Raw genomic sequence first — 19,231 nt, forward strand, 5'->3', positions numbered from 1 at the left:
AAATGCCTGTTCGATCCAGCGTGCATATTTTTGGAAGCAGGAAAATATCAGTTCTTCACAAAAGCCCGTGATTAAGCTGTTTTAAAGCAGGTTTTTCATTTAATATGCTTTTATTTAAATCCGAAATCTAAAAAAACAATTATATTTGTAACCATGGATTACCAACGATTAACGATTCGCGGAATTTCTTACAGCCAGACGCAATCCGGTGCTTACGCGCTGCTTTTGGAGCATGAAGAAACGAACGTAAAACTTCCGGTTGTGATCGGCAACTTTGAAGCGCAGGCCATATCTTTAGGTCTTGAAAAAGATATTCATCCACCAAGACCGCTTACACACGATCTGTTTTCAAAATTTGTACGGTCTGCGAATTATTCGCTCGCCTCAGTGATCATCTATCAGATCCTCGACGGCGTCTTTTTTTCTAATCTGAATTTCAAAAATAACGAGACCGGGGACGAACTGATTCTGGATGCACGAACTTCCGATGCCGTTGCAATGGCAGTGCGGTTTGATGCACCCATTTTCACCACACCTCAGGTGCTCAGTGAAGCCGGTATTTTGCTCGAACTGGAAGAGCCAACACCTGCGCAGGAAGATATTGATGCTGTGATGGAAGGTGATCTCGCGATGGTTCCGCTTGAAGGATTACAGAAATTGCTGGATGAAGCTGTGAAGGATGAAGATTTTGATGCCGCGCTGGAGCTTCAGAAAGAAATAAAGCGCAGAAACCGCAAAATAGAATAACGTTATAAATAAACTATGAACTTAAAATTACGTCTTACTTTTCTAAGTTTTCTGCAGTTCTTTGTTTGGGGTGCGTGGCTCACAACCCTGGGAACCTACGGATTTTCTTATAAACAATGGAGTGGTGCCGAATTTGGCGCCGTATTTTCTACCCTCGGCATCGCATCGATATTCATGCCCGCATTGATGGGAATCATCGCCGATAAATGGGTGAACGCAGAAAAACTTTACGGTACACTACACATCCTCTACGGTATTACACTTTTCCTTCTGGCCCGAACCGATGATCCAACCACATTCTTCTGGATCTTGCTCATTGGTATGTGTTTCTATATGCCAACCTTATCGCTTTCAAACTCAGTATCTTATAAACTTCTCAAAGACAGTCATTACGATGTAGTGAAAGTTTTTCCGAAGATCCGTGTATGGGGAACCATTGGGTTTATTGCCGCGATGTGGTGTACTAATATCTTCAGTGACGAACGCTCATTTTCGGAAACCGGTATAAGCATCGGTAACACATTTGCCAATATTTTTGGCAATTCACTAAATGCGAACCAGTTTTATTTTGCCGGAATTTTTGCCGTGGTCCTGGGAATCTTTGCATTCTTTCTTCCGAAATGTCCGCCACCACGTTTGATGGGCAAGGAGTCTACTTTGGCTCAAAAATTAGGTCTTGATGCGTTCAAGCTGTTCAAAGAGAAGAAGATGGCTTTGTTTTTCATTTTCTCGATGTTTCTGGGAGCGGCGTTGCAACTTACCAATATGTATGGCGACACTTTCCTTAAAGATTTTGGAAATGTAGCGGCATTTAAAGATTCTGCGGTGGTGCAGTACTCAACGATGATCATCTCGATTTCGCAGATTTCTGAAACTCTTTTCATCCTTGCGATCCCGTTTTTCCTTTACAAATTCGGTATAAAGAAAGTGATGCTTATTTCGATGTTTGCGTGGGTATTGCGTTTTGGCTTTTTCTCATTGGGTGGACCTGAAGGTTTTGGTTTGGTGCTTATTATCTTCAGTAATATTATCTATGGTATGGCCTTCGATTTCTTTAATATTTCGGGTTCACTCTTCGTTGAAAGTACTACAGACAGCAAAATCAGATCCTCAGCGCAGGGGCTGTTCATGATGATGACCAATGGTTTTGGAGCTATCCTCGGAAGTGCCGTAAGCGGCTGGCTGATAAGCACCTATTACACCACAACGGACGGCGGAAAAATGTGGCCGGATATCTGGCTTGTTTTCGCGGTTTATGCACTGATAGTGGCCATAGCTTTTGCTTTAATGTTCAAGCACAAGCATGATCCCGCCCGTATGGCACAGATTAATCACTAAGAAATACACTAATATTATTTTAAAAACACATTCCCTTCGGCGTGTGTTTTTTTTGTAATTTGCCATTCATAAAAAACCATTTAAAAATATTATGCAAGAAGTATTCATCGTATCAGCCGTGCGAACACCGATAGGAAGTTTTATGGGAAGTTTGTCCGGTGTTCCGGCCACAAAATTAGGTTCAGCAGCCATCAAAGGTGCATTAGAAAAAATAAACCTGGCTCCGGAGCAGGTGAAGGAAGTATATATGGGCAATGTGCTGCAGGCAGGCGAGGGCCAGGCACCTGCCCGTCAGGCTGCGTTGGGAGCTGGCCTGTCAAATAATACGCCGTCAACTACCATCAATAAAGTATGTGCGTCCGGAATGAAAGCGGTGATGATGGCTGCACAGGCTATTAAAGCCGGTGATCAGGACGTTATTGTTGCCGGCGGTATGGAAAACATGTCTTTGGTTCCGCATTATTTTAATGCACGGAATGCTACAAAACTGGGCGACGTGAAAATGCAGGACGGAATGTTGCTTGACGGCCTCACTGATGTTTACGGAAAAGTTCACATGGGTGTCTGCGCTGAGAAATGTGCGGCAGAACATCAGTTTTCGCGTGAAGACCAGGATAATTTTGCGATAGAATCCTACAAACGTTCAGCTGCAGCTTGGGAAGGAGGTAAATTTAAAGATGAAGTGGTTCCTGTAGAAATTCCACAGCGAAAAGGAGACCCAATAATTTTCGCCGAAGATGAAGAGTATAAAACTGCCAAATTCGACCGTTTCCCGACTTTACCTACGGTTTTCCAGAAAGAAAACGGTACGGTAACCGCTGCAAACGCTTCAACCTTGAATGACGGTGCGTCTGCTTTGGTCTTAATGTCTAAAGAGAAAATGGAAGAACTTGGCTTGAAACCATTAGCCAAAATCATTTCATACGCCGATGCTGCACACGAGCCTGAATGGTTCACTACTGCACCCGCGAAAGCGTTGCCAATCGCTTTAAAAAAGGCCAATCTAGAGGTTTCAGATATCGATTATTTTGAATTTAATGAGGCGTTTTCGGTTGTAGGTCTTGCCAATAACAAAATTTTGGGACTGGATGCCGCAAAAGTAAATGTGAATGGCGGCGCGGTTTCCCTTGGTCATCCACTGGGGAGTTCAGGCTCGCGAATCATCGTTACATTGATCAATGTCTTAAAACAAAACAACGCAAAATACGGCGCTGCCGCTATTTGCAACGGGGGAGGTGGTGCTTCCGCGATAGTGATTGAAAATATATAATAAACACGATTTACAGCCCGAAACCATTAAGTAATATGCATGAAGTTTTCATCTGATTCTTAATGGTTTTTTTATTTTTGCGCTACTAATTTCTTCAACCATGCCTGAAAACGACCAATTGCCCATGTCTCAAATCAAAAATAACCCGAAAATCATGCGGGCTTGGGCATATTATGACTGGGCAAATTCGGTGTATTCGCTGGTAATAACGTCCACCATTTTCCCGATCTATTATTCAATTCTTACCACTGCTTCAGAAAAAGCAGAGTATGTGAAGGAGACCGGACAGTGGATCAAAGTGCCGGTGCGTCATATGATTACGATATTCGGAAAAGATTATCAGCCGGATGCAATCTATGGTTATTCGCTTACCATTTCATTCCTGATTGTGGTTTTGCTGTCGCCGATATTATCTTCGCTGGCCGATACAATCGGGAATAAGAAGTCGTTTTTGCAGTTTTTCTGTTATTTGGGAGCCACTTCGTGCATGGGTTTAGCTATGTTCACAGGAATGCAGAATGTGTTTCTGGGTTTGCTTTTCAGCATAACCGCCAGTGTCGGATTTTGGGGTAGTTTGGTTTTCTACAACTCCTTCCTGCCCGACATTGCATCGCGCGACAGGCAGGATGCGCTTTCCGCGAAAGGCTATGTTTATGGCTACATCGGGTCTGTGGTGTTGGTTGTGATCTGTTTGATATTGATTCAGGTTTTCGCCAAAACACCGGAAGACGCCAAACTTTATACCCGGATTTCGTTTCTGCTGACGGGTGCGTGGTGGTTTGGTTTCTCGCAGTACACTTTCAAGCATTTGCCTCAATTTGGCGCAGTACATTCCCAGTTGCCAAAAGATTTAGTGCTGCTCAACTATAAGAACATTTTTAAGCAACATAAGGAACAGGGAGGATTTTGGATGGTTCTGAAAGATAATATCAGTTTCTATAAAGATGTAGTAAACGAGAGTTTTCATGAACTTTTCAAAGTAGGACGTAAGCTTTTTGCTGACCGAAACCTGAAATTTTTCCTTTCGAGTTTCTTTTTTTACAGTGTGGGGATGCAGACCATTTTCCTTATGGCGACACTGTTTGGGAAAAGTGAGATCAATCTGGCGCAGGATAAACTTATCCTGACACTTTTGGTGATCCAGATAGAAGCCATCATCGGAGCGATTATCTTTTCAAGACTTTCACGCGTCATCGGGAACAAGAATGTGATTTCAATCGCGATCATCCTTTGGATCGTTGCGTGTCTGTCTGCATATTTTCTAAACAAAGAGAATCCGTATGTGGAGTATAAATTTTACGGAATCGCAGCCATTATCGGCCTGGTAATGGGCGGTTTGCAGGCGATGTCGCGTTCCACGTATTCGAAACTGCTGCCTGAAGATTCAATGGACAACACCACATTTTTCAGCTTTTATGACGTGCTCGAGAAACTGGCGATCATCCTCGGAACCTTTATTTTCGCGACAATGATTGATAAATACCACAATATGCGGTATTCAGCGCTTTCGATGTCACTGTTTTTCGCGGTTGGTTTAATATTAATCCGGTTTGTGAAACTTTCAATCTTTAAACCTAAGGAATAAGAATCAAAGTGCCGTTTTGGCTGCATTTTTGGTAGTAAGAGTTTAGCAAACAAATTCGTATCTTTGCATTTGAAAATCAATCCTTTGAGCTAATGACAAATCCTCTATTTTACGCTAAAATACTCCTTTTCGGTGAATACGGTATCATTGAGGATTCTCAGGGACTTACGCTTCCCTACAGTTTTTATAAAGGCACGCTTAAGTTCTCAGATTTAAATACCGACTTCGAAAAAAAATCGAATACATCTCTTGGCAAATACGCTGATTATCTCACAGATATTACGCTTCCCGAAAAGTTTGAACTTGATGTAAATGCCTTCAAAGCAGACATTGCTAAAGGTTTGTTTTTCGATTCTAATATTCCTCAGGGGTACGGTGTAGGAAGCTCCGGCGCTTTGGTGGCCGCGATCTTTGAAAAATATTCGGTTCTAGATTATCAGCCTGAAAGCATTTCAAAAGACGAACTTAAAGAACTTAAAAAAGTATTTGGTTTGCTAGAAAGCTACTTTCACGGCAAGAGTTCGGGCATCGATCCGCTGATCTGCTACATGAACCTTCCGATTCTTATTGAAAACCGAGATAATGTGGACCGTGTTACTATTCCCCAAGGTGAAGCGGGAAAAGGAGCGATTTTTCTTATTGATTCTGGTATGACCGGCGAAACCGGTCCGATGGTGCAGATTTTCTTTGAAAAAATGAAGACCGAAGGCTTCCGCAAGACACTAAAAGAAGAATTCATACGCTACAATAATGCATGTATCGACGCTTTCCTTAAAAAAGAGATGACGCCGCTGTTCAGGAATCTTAAAAACCTTTCGGTATGGGCATATGAACATTTCAAACCAATGATTCCTGAAAGCCTATACAACGCCTGGAAAAAAGGTCTTGATAGCAATGCATACTACCTTAAACTCTGTGGTAGTGGTGGCGGTGGCTATATTTTGGGATTTACCAGAGATTACGGAAAAGCTGAAAAGATGCTTGCGGGCTTTGAAAAAGAAGTTATTTACAGATTTTAATCATTCGGTCGCGAGCTAATTTTCATAATTGATTTCGGTTTTTTTCGAATGAAAAACCCTTTATTTTACCGTTTTTCACAACTCGTAGGTTTTTTGCTTGGCGCACGGATTTTCGTGGCTTTGCTGCTCACTTTCGCGCTGTATGTGTCCACCTTTTTCCTCTTTAACCAGGAGGAAAGTCTGGCCGATTTTGTGTTTGATTTCCGCGTCCACGGCATTATTTTTTGCACCGTTCTGAGCATTTTGGCCGGTGGGATCATCAATCAGTTTTATGACCTTGAAAAGGACCAGCTCACCAAACCTTTCCGCACAAAAATACAAAGCTTCTTAAAGCAAAAATACTTCCTGTACGCCTATCTTACATTGCTGGTGGCTTCGTTACTGTTCTCATTTCTTATCTCACCACGCGTCTTTTTCTTTTTTGTAATCTACCAGTTTTTTATGTGGTTTTATAGCCATAAACTTAGCAAGGTGTTGATTGTGAACAATTTGACATTCGTAAGTCTTACACTTTACCCCTTTTTCGGGATGATGGTTTATTACCGGACCTTCTCGCTAAATGTTTTCCTGATGGCGCTTTTTATCTTCGTAATTCTGCTGCTGATAGACATCATCAAAGATACACTCACCAAAAACGCCGATAAAATGTTCGGTTACAGCACCATTCCTAATTTTTTTGGAAATAAAGTCAGCCGTGCAGTCATTATTTTCCTTAGTCTTTCACTCATGCTCTGCTCGGCACTGATCATCAGACTGAATGGAATTCACAGTATTATGGATATTTATTTCGCCAGTGGATTATTGGTGATTGTCGCAGTCATCTTTCTGTCACTGCAGTCTTTCAAGAAATCGAATTTTTATGCGCTGAATATGCTCAGGATTTGGATTTTTGCAGGCATCATCGCGATGCTTTTGGACGGAATTTATACCCAATTCTAGCCTTTAATAATTTTACTATAATATTTTAATCCTGCGCAGCCAATTGCAACAGGTAGCAGATTATCAGCGATAAAGTTTTATCTTTGCCCTAAATTTTTAAATATAATGAGCCGAGACCGAAACAGCAACGATAAACCGAAACGACCACGAATTTCCAAAATCTCAAATTCCGGTAGTTCACGCACCGCTGCATCGCGCGCCAGAGCTCCAAAGAAAAGCGACGAGCCCGAAGCCAAAAAGACTGCACGCTCCGAGAAAGCCCGTGAACCAAAACTGATGTCCGAATCTGAAGCAAGGTCTTACGAGAAAAATATAAACAGACCCGCATCGCGGAAACCTGCCGGTAAACGCACCGGAAAATCCTTCGATACACGCGACAAATACGAAAAGGGCGACAGTAAGTCAGGACCTAAAAAGCCTTTCAAACCTTTCGACAGGAAAGATGAAGGCGAAAGAACACGCTCTTTTGTACAAAAAAGACGATTTGATAAGCTTGCTAAAGAAACGCCGAAAGAATCTATCCGACTGAATAAGTACATTGCCAATTCCGGCATTTGCTCACGCCGGGAAGCTGATGAACTCATCACGCAAGGTTTGGTAACGGTAAATGGCCAGGTGGTGACAGAGATGGGTTACCAGGTGCAAAAAACCGATAAAGTGGTGTTTGACGGGCAGGGAATCACACCTGAGAAGCCGGTTTATGTACTGCTGAATAAACCTAAAGGTTACATTTCCACTACGAAAGACGAAAAAGCCAGAAAAACAGTGATGGATCTGGTGGCGAACGCGTCCCCGTACCGAGTTTTCCCGGTCGGAAGGCTTGACCGTTCCACCACAGGTGTCATCTTGCTGACCAATGATGGTCACATGACCAAGAAACTCACGCACCCTTCATTTAACATGAAGAAAATCTACCATGTCACTTTGGACAGAAAACTTGACCGTGCTGATCTCAACACGATTGCGGAAGGCATCCGTCTTGAAGAAGGTATCGCCGAAGTTGACAGCATTTCATACATCGAAGGAAAACCAAAAAACGAGATCGGTATCGAAATTCACATCGGCTGGAACCGTGTGGTTCGCAGAATTTTCCAGAAATTAGGTTATGAAGTGGAAGCGCTGGACCGTGTGATGTTTGCAGGTCTGACGAAGAAAAACATCAAACGCGGACACTGGCGGATCCTTACCGATTTGGAAGTGAATAATCTTAAGATGATGTAGTCATTTATTAAAATACACAAAAACTTCCCGCAGACTGTCTGCGGGAAGTTTTTATTTAGAAATGGTATTTTAAGTTAAGTCCTGTAAAGAAATAAGCCTTGCCAGGCCCCGGATTCACGTCCGTGAAAACATTTGGATCGTTGTATTGGTTGTCTGCATCGGTATCATTGATGCTGTTTCCATAAAACAAAAACGTGTAATTGATTTGGTTCAACAGGTTGTTGCCGACCACGAAGATATCAGCATCTATTTTGTTGAAGCTGTGTTTGTAGCCGATCTTTGAATTCAAAAGACTGAAACTCCGAACCTCATTGCTGTTTGCAAAATCGGTGAACACGCTTCCCATGTAATTCAATGTATTCTGCCAGTACAATCCGGGGTTCGTCTCGATATCGAAACCGATGGAATACTTGTATTTGGGAATTCCGGGCACGTTTTTCCCGTCATAATTCATCACCGCTGCAGGACTGCCGCTTTCTTTTAAATAAGTTTTAAAATCAGAATATTTAAAATCACTGTACGTCACACTTGCAAATGGCTGAAAGTTTTTCACAATAGATTTCTCGGGTTGCAACAGGTAGCCGATACTGAATTCCAGACCGCGGTTCCGTTGGTTTCCGGTATTGGCCCAGTAGGTGTAGGCCGTCGTAAGGTTATCCGGAATTTGCCCGCGCAATTGGGTAAGTTTGTCGTTAATATCAATTTGAAAAACTGAAAACTGGTAATCCACTGACGTGTCCGCAAAAAGTCCGTGCACACTGAAATCCCACGTTTTGGCCTTTTCGGGAGTCAGATTGTCGTTGGTCTGATTAAGTCCGGCAATAAAAGCCGTGGCTGACGTCGGCGCATTATATCCCTCGCTGTAGCTAAGGTTAAAGATGTGTCTGTTAAAGCTTTTTTGGAGTGCAAAATGTGGAGTAGCCACAACATCAAAACTTTTCCCGAACGAAAGATTTTTGTTGTAAAGGTCTTTTCCATTAACCACGAAAAGTCCAGGCAGCGCAAGCAGATCCTCGCGGTGGTAACTGATTTTATTTAAACTTACGCCACCTAAAAGCAGCAGGCCCCAGGGCTTGTATGTCACTTTTTCGACAATGAAAAAATTTGACTGATTGTTTTCATTCTTAAAGTAAGATCCCTCATAGATCGGTCTCAAGACCGGCGGTTCTGTGCTTTTTACGCCTTTGTACCGATAATTTGTAACCAACGGTCGTGATTGCTGCATTTCCACTCCAAACTCGGTTTGGCTGCTGAATTCTTCCCAGTCCTTTGCAAAATTAAAAACCGAACGTAAGCCATAGTTTGGCGTAGAAGAGGTTTCGTTGGCGCCCGCTGCGATCCGGTCACTTGTTGTCCCGCTGTAAAAAAAGGTGGTGTTATTCCGCAAGTCCCCTGTGATATCCCAAGTGTGTCCTAAACCTACGCGACTGGTGATGAATTTGGTTTTCGCGCCGCGACGGATGTAGGCGAAGTTTCCGTTATCAATACCATTATAATAATCGTCGTATGAGATTTGTCCGGATACCTGCTCCAAAGAATTGCCGTGAGTAGCAAGCCACGTTATTTTTTGGGAAGGATTCAGCTTGACTTCGCCCGTCAGATTATAAAAATTTTTGATTGTTTTACCGTTTGGTCTGTAACCGTCACTTCCGATGTGGCCATAATTTGCCGTTACCGAATGGTTTGCACCCACGTTGTTTAAGGCCGTCAATGACTGGAAAAGCCCAAACGAACCGGTAGTAAACTGTTCAGAAACGGAAGTTCCCATTTTGGTTTCAGGCCGAACGTAAAATCTTACCGCACCACCAGACCCGCCACCATAAAGCGTTGCCGCGGGACCTTTTATCACCTCGATTTGATTGACCGTGGCAAAGTTTACGTCGTCTAACACCGTTACGCCGTCTGCGCCCGTAAGCGGTACGTTGTTGAGATACATCTTGACGCCCCAGCTGTTGAATTTCTGATCGTTTCCATATCCGCGAAGGATGATGCGCTGGCCGCCGAGCTGCGTGCGCTTTTCTACCTGCACACCAGCCATCGTATTCAGGCTCTGTTCTATAAATGCAGGGTTGTTTCTGTTAATTTCGTATTCCGAAACTACCTCGGTGGCCTGTGCGTGACGCTTGAACTCATCACGTTCTTTCTGTACTTTCTTTCGGGCGTGGATATTCACCGTTTCAATATTTTCCGTAACCTCCTGTCCTTTAATTGCGATTACAGAAAGCAATGCTGCCGCAAGAATATAATTTTTAAGCATATTTTAATTATTTAAATCTTAAACCGAAAAAAAGGTAAAGCACAGCCTTACCTTTTTATATAGTTTTGATTATATCTATTTTCTTATCACGACAGAAGAGTAAATCATCGTACCGTTTTGGCTGGCTTTCAGCACATAACTTCCTTTGCTGAGGCTTTCAATGCTGAACTCTTCATTTGATTTTATATTTTTCTTCTTGAAAACCAGTCTTCCAGCCGCGTCGAACACTTCAATGTCTGCAGTGTTACCGCCTTTCGTGTCAAATTTCAACTGTATCGGACCGCGCGTAGGGTTCGGATATACTACGTTCGAAAGTAAACTGTGCTGCCCATCTGATGTGGCAAGCGTACGGTCTATCTTCGTAGTGAACGCTCCCCGGCCATACGTTACTGCCAGGATGGTCTTATCCGAAGGTCTATAATCAAAATGGTTTACTTTAAATTTACCTAAACCGTCAGAATACAGTGCCCACTGCGGAGTCTCACTCTGGAAGGTGGATGTTCCCCAAACACCGTAATACGTTCCAAGGATCACTTCATTATTATCTTCAGGGTTCATGAAGATCGCTTTTACAGGGATATCAGGTAGGTTTCCTTCTTTTGAAACGAAGTTTACACCGCCATCGGTACTGTAAAATACGCTGGTTTTGTTAAAATTGGAAACCGTCACCAGGATTTCATTTTCCGACGCCCCAAGTTTGACATCTGAAATGTAACCGCCAAAATTTAAAGCGAACAGGCTTGTAACAGGCGTTGTATCTGCATTGGTAACTTTAAACAGTTTTCCGGACGACAGACCTACAAACAATGTAGAACTTGTGGTGGAATAGGGCGAAACCAAAATATCCGAAATCAGTTCACCACTGGTCACCGTAGCTATATTGAGCTGCGAACGGGTTGGTGAAAAAGGCAATGTATCGAGCCCTTTGATTCTGTGCAGGATTACGGAAGTGCCGCTTCCTGTGGCGTTGGTGTAGGCGATATCAAGATTTCGGTCCACAGCTAACGGATTGATGAACTGACCTGAATTTTGTTGGGTCGAATTATTAATCAGTGCATACATCCCCTGACTGTTAAACAAATAGTGGAAATTGTAAACGTAAGAAGCAATCAAATATTTGTCCTGGTCGTCAAAGGCTGTGTACGCTCCGTCACCACCATATACTACGGATGAATTGTAGAAAGCGTTTGATAGTGCAGAACCTGACAGTTCCTGCGTACCGTTATCCTGAGCTCCCAAAATCATTTGCTCATTTGCTGTAGTGGCAGTTGGATTCAGTGTACCGTGATAAAACTGGGTGATATTGAATCTTCGGTTTCGCATTGCGATTGCCGAAGTACTTGCAAGGCTGTTTTTGTTTGCGGCGAAGAAGATCCCGCCGTCATTTCCCATTACAAATTGATCGGTATTTTTTGGATTGAAAACCAATGCATGCTGATCGGCATGTACCAGTGAGATTGGAGCGGCAGCCATCAGGTTGTTATTGCTCCATTTCGTAATCTGCGCCCAGGTAAGACCTCCGTCGATACTTTTATAAGAATCAACGCCACCGGCGTAAACTATCTGGTCGTTGGTAGGATCTGTTTCAATCACCAGATCGTAAAAAGCCTGGCCGCGCGTGAAGTCATTGTCCGGTTGGCCTGTGTCAATAGGGTTTGGCAAGGTAATCCCAGAAAGCGGAACATTTGTGGAGCTCCAGGTTACCCCACCGTCAATGGTTTTCGCCATCCGGATCGGTTCGGAGCTCGTATTGGCGCCCTGCATCAGCGCGTACGCTTTCAGCGGATTGGTTTCTGAAACTTCCACCATCACTCTTGAACTGGCGTTCCCTACATCGTATACGTTTGTAAATGTGGTACCGTTATCAGTTGATTTAAAGATTTTCCCGCCGGAGTTACTACCGGAAAAATAGCTTCTTCGCGTGGCTACCCAGATGGCATTGTCTGCGCCGATCTCAATGTCCTGAATATCGTAGCCACGCGTGCTGGTGGCCATCAAACTTGCCATTAAGGTAAAGTTAGTACCGTCAGTTGACTTATAAAGGCCCGCTTCGTAAAGTCCGGCAAAAGTTTGCGCATCACCGAAATAAGTTCCGGCAACGCCGGCAAGTACGATTGATGCACCGTTGTTGTTCAATACTTTAATGGTTGGAATGTTATACATCCCTCGTTTTACATTACCATTATATCCGTTCTCCAGGGTGAAGACCTGCTGCCAGGTTGCGCCACCATCGCTAGTTTTCCAGATTCCGAGACCGCTGAAGTCTCCGGTTTCCACTTCACCCGTACCTACATAGAAAATCATCGGGTTATTTGGGTCCGATGTAATACAGGAAACGGTAGTGTTAGACCAAAAGGCATCTACAAGTGTCCATTCCGAGTTGGCATTGGTGATATCATTGTTGTACCACAATCCGCCGGAAACACCTCCAGCCCAAACCTTTTTACCGGTCGCGTCATTTGGGTCGAACATGATGCCGCGTACACGTCCACCCACCGAATAAGGGCCACGTTCAACCCATTGGTTCGAAATTCCGTCTTTGGCATTCATGTCTTTTACGCCCCCAAACATTTTAAGTGACTGTTTGGGTGTATATTTCCCGGCAGCAACTGCCTGCTCCAGTGCTACATAATTTTGGTTTCGTACCGCGCCGGTTTCGGGGTCCATGGTTGCGATATAATCGTGCAGGAAGTACTCATCAGGTGGTTTTTGGTTATGCTCTTTCGCATAAGCGACACTTTTTTGATAAGAATTAATGATTTCGCGGACGTGTTTAAGGTATTTTTTATTTACCTTATTATTTCGTGCAGCGTTTATGGGCGAAACCTGCGCATTGAGGTGCAGAGAGGCTACTGTGAGCCCAATTCCTAGAATAAATTTAAATTTCATGGTATTTGGATTTAATATTTTGTAAATATAAGTGTATAACGTTGATGTTTTTAATGTTTTTTTAATGTTTCCGCGATGTTATTTCTAAGGAAGTTTCAAAATCGCTGTCCTTTATTCAGGGACGTCCTCGTTTTCCGGTGAAGAGGCGCCATTTGATTTATTTTTAAAGATGATTTTCTGGCGTATTTCAGTTTTTGCACTGATATTCTCGGAGACCAAATAAGCGGCATTCAAATCAAAATTATCGTCCGTATGCACAGTTGTTCCGCTTTCAGTTACTGTGGGTTGGTTTTCGGGGAAGTAAGCGCCCGTCAAAATTATATTACCACTATGTCTTGAGCTGGTCAAAGGGATTTTAATATTTCCAATCATTAAATGTAGCGGCTTCACCGTTTCGTTTTCTTTCACGATAATTGTAAAACGCTCGGCTCTTGCACCTCGAACGCCGCCCAAACTCACTTCGTGCCACGCATTTTCAATCTTTAAATTTTGCGCTGAACTGCACGAACACACTAAAAACAGCACAGTAAGAAGAATTAAGGTTCTCATGATTTGTGTAAATTAATTGCAGGAAATGTACAAAAAAAACTTCCTGCGGTATGCAGGAAGTTTACTGTTTATCTTTTTGAAGCATCAAATAGAATCGATGATTTGGTTCAATGTTTTGGACGGACGCATTGCAGCGTAAGTTTTAGAAGAATCGGGGTGATAATATCCGCCGATATCCTGTGCTTTGCCCTGTGCACCAATAAGTTCCTCATTGATTTTTGATTCATTTTGCATCATTGCGTCCGCAACAGGTTTGAAAGTTCCAGCAATGCCCTGATCCTGTGTTTGGTTTGCCAAGGCTTCTGCCCAATACATCGCAAGATAGAAGTGCGAACCACGGTTATCAATAAGGCCTACTTTTCTTGCCGGCGATTTGTCTTCAGCTAAAAACTTTTCATTGGCCGCATCTAACGCGTCAGCCAAAATTTGCGCTTTACTGTTGTCCTGAGTCTGTGCAACATGCTCAAGGCTCGCCTGCAGTGCCATGAATTCACCCAAAGAATCCCAACGCAGGTAACCTTCCTCAATGAACTGCTCAATATGTTTCGGTGCAGATCCTCCGGCTCCGGTTTCGAATAGACCGCCGCCATTCATCAAAGGAACGATGGACAGCATTTTTGCAGAGGTTCCCAGCTCCAGGATAGGGAAGAGGTCGGTAAGATAATCCCGCAGTACATTTCCGGATACCGAAATCGTATCAAGTCCCTGACGGATTCTTTCGAGCGTCAAGGTCATCGCGTCCTCAATATTCAAAATTCGGATGTCCAGACCTTCAGTATCGTGATCTTTAAGGTATTTTTCTACTTTATTGATCATTTCATTATCGTGGGCACGCTTTTCATCTAACCAGAAAATCGCCGGTGTAGCTGAAAGTCTTGCGCGGTTTACCGCCAGCTTTACCCAATCCTGAATTGGAGCATCTTTCGTTTGGCACATTCTGAAAATATCCCCTTTTTCCACAGTTTGTTCCATGAAGATATTTCCGTCTGCATCGGTTACACGCACTGTACCGTCAGCAGTCACCTGGAACGTTTTGTCATGCGAACCGTACTCTTCGGCTTTTTGCGCCATCAGCCCCACATTTGGCACAGAACCCATCGTACGAGGATCCAATGCACCATTTTTCTTCATGTCATCAATCGCAGCCTGATAAAAGCCGGCATAGTTGCGGTCTGGAATCATCGCGATGGTATCTTCTTCCTGACCCGCTTTGTTCCACATCTTGCCGCCACCGCGGATAAGAGCCGCCATCGAGGCGTCCACAATAATGTCAGACGGCACATGGAAATTCGTGATACCTTTATCGGAATTCACCATGGCTATTGCCGGTCCGTTCGCGATGCTGTTTTCTATTTCGGATTTGATCTCGGCTTCCTGTTCTTTACCTGCAATCTTGTCGAACAGATCCTGCAAACCATTATTAGGATTAATGTCCAGCTCCGCAAATAAATCCGTATATTTTGTGAAAACATCTTTAAAATAAACCTCGACCATCGCCCCGAAAATAATCGGGTCTGAAATTTTCATCATCGTGGCTTTCAGGTGTCCGGAAAGCAAAACACCTGCTGCTTTGGCTTCTTCGATGGTATTTGCTACAAAAGATTTCAAAGCATTAAGGTTTAAAACTGAAGTGTCGATGATTTCACCGGCCTTCAATGGTGATAAACCTTTTAGTTCCGTTACGGCGCCATCTTTAGCGACAAATTCTATTTTAAATTGAGTCGCGTTCTCTACGGTTACCGATTTTTCGCTTCCGTAAAAGTCGCCGTCTGTCATGTGCGCAACTTTAGTCTTCGAGTCACTGCTCCAGGCACCCATTCGGTGAGGATTTGCTTTTGCGTAATTCTTTACGGCTCTTGGTGCGCGGCGGTCTGAATTTCCTTCACGCAGCACGGGATTCACGGCGCTGCCAAGTACTTTTGCATATTTTGCTTTGATGGCTTTTTCTTCATCATTTTTAGGCTCTGCAGGATAATTCGGAACGGCAAAACCGTGTTTTTGAAGTTCGGCAATCGCACCGTCAAGCTGCGGTACAGATGCAGAAATATTCGGAAGTTTGATAATATTAGCTTCAGGGGTAGTGGCCAATTGGCCAAGTTCTGCCAGAGCGTCTTCTACCTTTTGGTCTTCTTTAAGGTATTCGGGAAAGTTTGCGAGGATCCGGCCTGATAACGAAATATCTTTCGGAAGAATCTCGATATCAGCAGTTTTTGCAAATGCTTCTACGATTGGTAAAAAAGAATGGGTGGCCAACATCGGCGCTTCATCTGTCCAGGTATAGACGATTTTAGATTTATCTGACATTATTAATGATTTAAAAAAATTAAAGAAACAAATTTAGGCAAATTAATAGGACTGTGAAATAACTGCAACCCGCAGTTTTAAGATTATTTTAACCTTAAACATATCCTAACCTTGCCCTATAATGGCTACTTTTGGAAGGAACAAAAAACAAAACTATTATGGCAAATATCACTTTGAAAGGAAACGCAGTGAAGACGGTGGGCAACCTGCCCCAAATTGGCGATGACCTGAAAGACTTCAAACTTGTAAATGAGAAACTTGAGGAAAAAACGCTAAGCGATTACAGCGGAAAAAGGATAATCCTTAATATTTTTCCGAGCATCGATACCGGAATTTGCGCAGAATCTGCCCGAAAATTTAACGTAGAAGCCGGAACGTTGAATAACGCGGTGGTCATCAACGTTTCGAAAGATCTGCCATTTGCATTGGGTCGGTTTTGTGCGGCAGAAGGTTTAAATCATGTAGAATCGCTTTCAGATTACCGCGGAACTTTCGGTGATGATTACGGTGTTGAGATGGAAGATTCGCCAATGCAGGGCTTGCTGAGCCGCGCGGTGATTGTGGCCGATGAAAACGGCAAGGTGATCTATACCGAACAGGTGCCCGAAATCGCGCAGGAGCCAGATTATCAAAATGCGCTCGCCGCTCTGGCATAATCAATAAAAAAACGCAATTCATTTTGCGTTTTTTTGCTTTAATGCGCCGGTTTGCAATTATTTAGATGCAAAAAAAGTTGTGACAACAATTGTTGCGTTTTTAAATTTTTGCTTTTAACTTTGATAAAAACTGATAAAAATAAAAACCATGGCAAAAGTAAATTCTTACCTGAACTTTGATGGCACTGCGGAAGAAGCGTTTCTATTTTACCGCTCGGTATTGGGCGGAGATTTCGCAGGAGGGATCATGAAAATGGGTTCCGCGCCAGGTGCTGAAAATCTTTCAGACGAAATGAAAAACCGCGTACTTCACGTTTCACTACCGATCGGGGATAATCTTCTGATGGGTTCAGACATCGTTCCCGAAATGGGTCAGAAGCTGCAGACCGGCAACAGTAATTATATTTCGCTGCATACGGACAGCCGCGCTGATGCAGACCGGATCTTTACCGCGCTGGCAGAAGGCGGAGAAGTTGAGATGCCCATAGAAGACCAATTCTGGGGCGACTATTTCGGCAGTCTGCAGGATAAATTCGGGATTTTCTGGATGATTAATTTCAATGAAGCCTACACGTAGTTGCCCGCATCAGCCCCGTCACCTTGTTTACAACAATCTTTTTCCTTATTTTTAGAGGAAATTATAACTTTTATGGAACCAATTAAGATTGAAATCACAATTCTAAAACCTGTGCGTAAGGTTTGGGAATTTATGAATGACCCCAAACATATTACCAAGTGGAATTTTGCCAATGACCAATGGCACTGCCCGAAAGCTGAAAATGACCTGCGTGTCGGCGGCACCCTGAGAACCCGCATGGAGGCGAAAGACAAAAGTTTTGGTTTCGATAATGTAGCGGTGTATGAAGAGATTCAGCCGGAAAGGCTGATCCGTTACCGCCTGGAAGACGGCCGCACGGTAGAAATTGTTTTCAATGCTGTAGATCCCGGCACTACTCAAATCATCGAAACGTTTGAACCTGAAACCCAGAATTCACGCGAGATGCAGCGTGAAGGTTGGTATGCGATCCTGAACAATTTTCATAAATATGCTGAAAACAATTAGTACTTCTCATTTTCTTAAATTTAAAAATGACCAACAAAATATTTCCATGTCTCTGGTTTGACGGCGACGGCAATAAAGCAGCAAAATTTTATGTCGAAACCTTCGGAGGCAAAATCACCGTAGATACGCCAAGTGTGATCAATTTTGAACTGTTTGGGCAGCGCCTGATGATCCTGAATGCCGGTCCGCAATTCAAGAAAAATGCGTCTGTATCTTTTATGGTGTTTTGTGACAGTGAACAGGAAGTAGAAAAATATTGGTCTGCGTTATCCGATGGCGGTAATGCGCTGATGGATATCGGCGAATATCCGTGGAGCAGGAAATATGGTTGGGTTGAGGACAAATATGGTGTTACGTGGCAAATCATGTTCACAGAAAAGGCAATTGCACAGAAAATAGTTCCGGTGTTGATGTTCATCCATCAGAATAATGGTAAAGCGATGGACGCGATGCGCTTCTACACTGATTTATTTCCCAATTCAGAGATTCAAAGCATTTCCAAATATGGAGAAAATGGTGGTGATGCGCATGAAATCGCGGGAAATATTAATTTCGCTCAATTTTCCGTAAGTGGTTATACGCTTGCGTGTATGGACAATTCATATGATCACCAGTTCGATTTTAATGAAGCTGTCTCTATCGTTGTAATGACCGATGATCAGGAAGAAACAGATCAACTTTGGAATGCTCTAACTTCTGATGGGGGGCGCGCATCGATGTGCGGCTGGCTGAAAGACAAGTTTGGACTGAGCTGGCAGATCGTTCCAAAGAAACTTATTGAGCTGATGAATGATCCCGATCCGTTCAAGGGTAAAAAGGTGATGGAAACGATGATGACGATGCAGAAAATTGACATCGCGCAGCTCGAAAAAGCGTACAGTTCTTAGATTTTAAAAAAAAATATATTAAATAAACATTATGGCGACCTTCAACTATGAAATTATAATCAATGCACCCATCCAAAAAGTGTGGGATCTGCTTTGGGGCGAAGAGACCTATGGCGAATGGACTCAGTTTTTCTCCGCCGGGAGCCAGTTTAAGACCGATTGGGAAGTTGGCGGCGAAACCTATTTTATGGACAGTGAAGGGAACGGTATGTTCTCCACGATCCGTTCAATCAATGAACCGGAAGAAGTGATCTTCAGCCACCTCGGAATGGTAAGGAACGGTGAAGTGGATACAGCGACAATCAATCAGCTGGAATGGAGCGGTGCCGAAGAAAAATATTTCTTGCGCGAAATAGGTCCAAATACGACGGAACTTCGTGCGGAAGTGCACGCTACCGGCGAAATGGAAGGGATGATGAACCGTGGCTTCAATGAAGGTTTTAAAGTCCTCAAAAATCTTGCGGAAAAGTAAATATTTAAAATAAGACACTTTCCGCCCAACTTTCA

The 19,231-nt window shown here is 43.3% G+C and carries 16 protein-coding genes; 12 read left to right on the forward strand and 4 right to left on the reverse strand.

Annotated elements, in window-relative coordinates:
* The first annotated feature begins 153 nt into the window (after positions 1-153).
* From H9628_RS05870 to H9628_RS05900, 7 genes are all read left to right on the forward strand, one after another.
* On the forward strand, positions 154-747 hold the full coding sequence (locus H9628_RS05870; RefSeq protein WP_251833191.1) for a bifunctional nuclease family protein: 594 nt from the start codon (positions 154-156) through the stop codon (positions 745-747).
* Between the two features lie 15 nt (positions 748-762).
* A complete protein-coding gene (locus tag H9628_RS05875; protein ID WP_251833192.1) occupies positions 763-2,085 on the forward strand; it encodes a nucleoside permease in 1,323 nt (440 codons plus the stop codon).
* A 91-nt stretch (positions 2,086-2,176) separates the two neighbouring features.
* The gene (locus H9628_RS05880; RefSeq protein ID WP_251833193.1) at positions 2,177-3,355 is read left to right on the forward strand and encodes an acetyl-CoA C-acyltransferase; all 1,179 of its coding nucleotides are present in this window, start codon (positions 2,177-2,179) and stop codon (positions 3,353-3,355) included.
* A 100-nt stretch (positions 3,356-3,455) separates the two neighbouring features.
* Positions 3,456-4,940 carry an MFS transporter gene (locus tag H9628_RS05885; RefSeq protein WP_251833194.1) on the forward strand — a complete coding sequence of 495 codons (1,485 nt, stop codon included), beginning with the start codon at positions 3,456-3,458 and terminating at the stop codon, positions 4,938-4,940.
* 92 nt (positions 4,941-5,032) lie between these two features.
* Entirely contained in the window at positions 5,033-5,959 is a 927-nt protein-coding gene (locus H9628_RS05890) for a mevalonate kinase family protein (RefSeq protein WP_251833195.1), read from the forward strand.
* 48 nt (positions 5,960-6,007) lie between these two features.
* Positions 6,008-6,898 (forward strand): UbiA family prenyltransferase, encoded by an 891-nt coding sequence (locus H9628_RS05895; RefSeq protein WP_251833196.1) that lies wholly within the window; start codon positions 6,008-6,010, stop codon positions 6,896-6,898.
* Between the two features lie 276 nt (positions 6,899-7,174).
* Positions 7,175-8,119 (forward strand): pseudouridine synthase, encoded by a 945-nt coding sequence (locus H9628_RS05900; RefSeq protein WP_251833716.1) that lies wholly within the window; start codon positions 7,175-7,177, stop codon positions 8,117-8,119.
* A 55-nt stretch (positions 8,120-8,174) separates the two neighbouring features.
* Here the strand turns inward: H9628_RS05900 and H9628_RS05905 are convergent, their stop codons facing one another.
* The 4 genes from H9628_RS05905 to H9628_RS05920 form a co-directional block, all read right to left on the reverse strand.
* Positions 8,175-10,376, reverse strand: coding sequence for a TonB-dependent receptor (locus H9628_RS05905; protein ID WP_251833197.1), 2,202 nt, complete (start codon positions 10,374-10,376; stop codon positions 8,175-8,177).
* A gap of 75 nt (positions 10,377-10,451) precedes the next feature.
* Positions 10,452-13,265 (reverse strand): T9SS type A sorting domain-containing protein, encoded by a 2,814-nt coding sequence (locus H9628_RS05910; protein ID WP_251833198.1) that lies wholly within the window; start codon positions 13,263-13,265, stop codon positions 10,452-10,454.
* Between the two features lie 111 nt (positions 13,266-13,376).
* Positions 13,377-13,814, reverse strand: a complete 438-nt coding sequence (locus H9628_RS05915; protein WP_251833199.1) for a hypothetical protein — start codon at positions 13,812-13,814, stop codon at positions 13,377-13,379.
* 84 nt (positions 13,815-13,898) lie between these two features.
* Positions 13,899-16,118, reverse strand: a complete 2,220-nt coding sequence (locus tag H9628_RS05920) for an NADP-dependent isocitrate dehydrogenase (RefSeq protein WP_251833200.1) — start codon at positions 16,116-16,118, stop codon at positions 13,899-13,901.
* 158 nt (positions 16,119-16,276) lie between these two features.
* On the opposite strand from H9628_RS05920, the gene tpx reads away from it, so the two are divergent.
* The 5 genes from tpx (at position 16,277) to H9628_RS05945 (ending at position 19,196) form a co-directional block, all read left to right on the forward strand.
* Entirely contained in the window at positions 16,277-16,774 is a 498-nt protein-coding gene (gene tpx, locus H9628_RS05925; protein ID WP_251833201.1) for a thiol peroxidase, read from the forward strand.
* Between the two features lie 148 nt (positions 16,775-16,922).
* Positions 16,923-17,351 (forward strand): VOC family protein, encoded by a 429-nt coding sequence (locus H9628_RS05930; RefSeq protein ID WP_251833202.1) that lies wholly within the window; start codon positions 16,923-16,925, stop codon positions 17,349-17,351.
* A 72-nt stretch (positions 17,352-17,423) separates the two neighbouring features.
* Positions 17,424-17,837: an SRPBCC domain-containing protein gene (locus H9628_RS05935; protein ID WP_251833203.1), complete on the forward strand. Its 414-nt coding sequence runs from the start codon at positions 17,424-17,426 to the stop codon at positions 17,835-17,837.
* Positions 17,838-17,863: 26 nt separating this feature from the next.
* Positions 17,864-18,724, forward strand: coding sequence for a VOC family protein (locus H9628_RS05940; protein WP_251833204.1), 861 nt, complete (start codon positions 17,864-17,866; stop codon positions 18,722-18,724).
* Positions 18,725-18,755: 31 nt separating this feature from the next.
* Entirely contained in the window at positions 18,756-19,196 is a 441-nt protein-coding gene (locus H9628_RS05945; protein WP_251833205.1) for an SRPBCC family protein, read from the forward strand.
* Positions 19,197-19,231 lie beyond the last annotated feature (35 nt).

The sequence above is a fragment of the Kaistella pullorum genome (assembly GCF_014837035.1).
In the GTDB taxonomy this organism is placed as follows: domain Bacteria; phylum Bacteroidota; class Bacteroidia; order Flavobacteriales; family Weeksellaceae; genus Kaistella; species Kaistella rhinocerotis.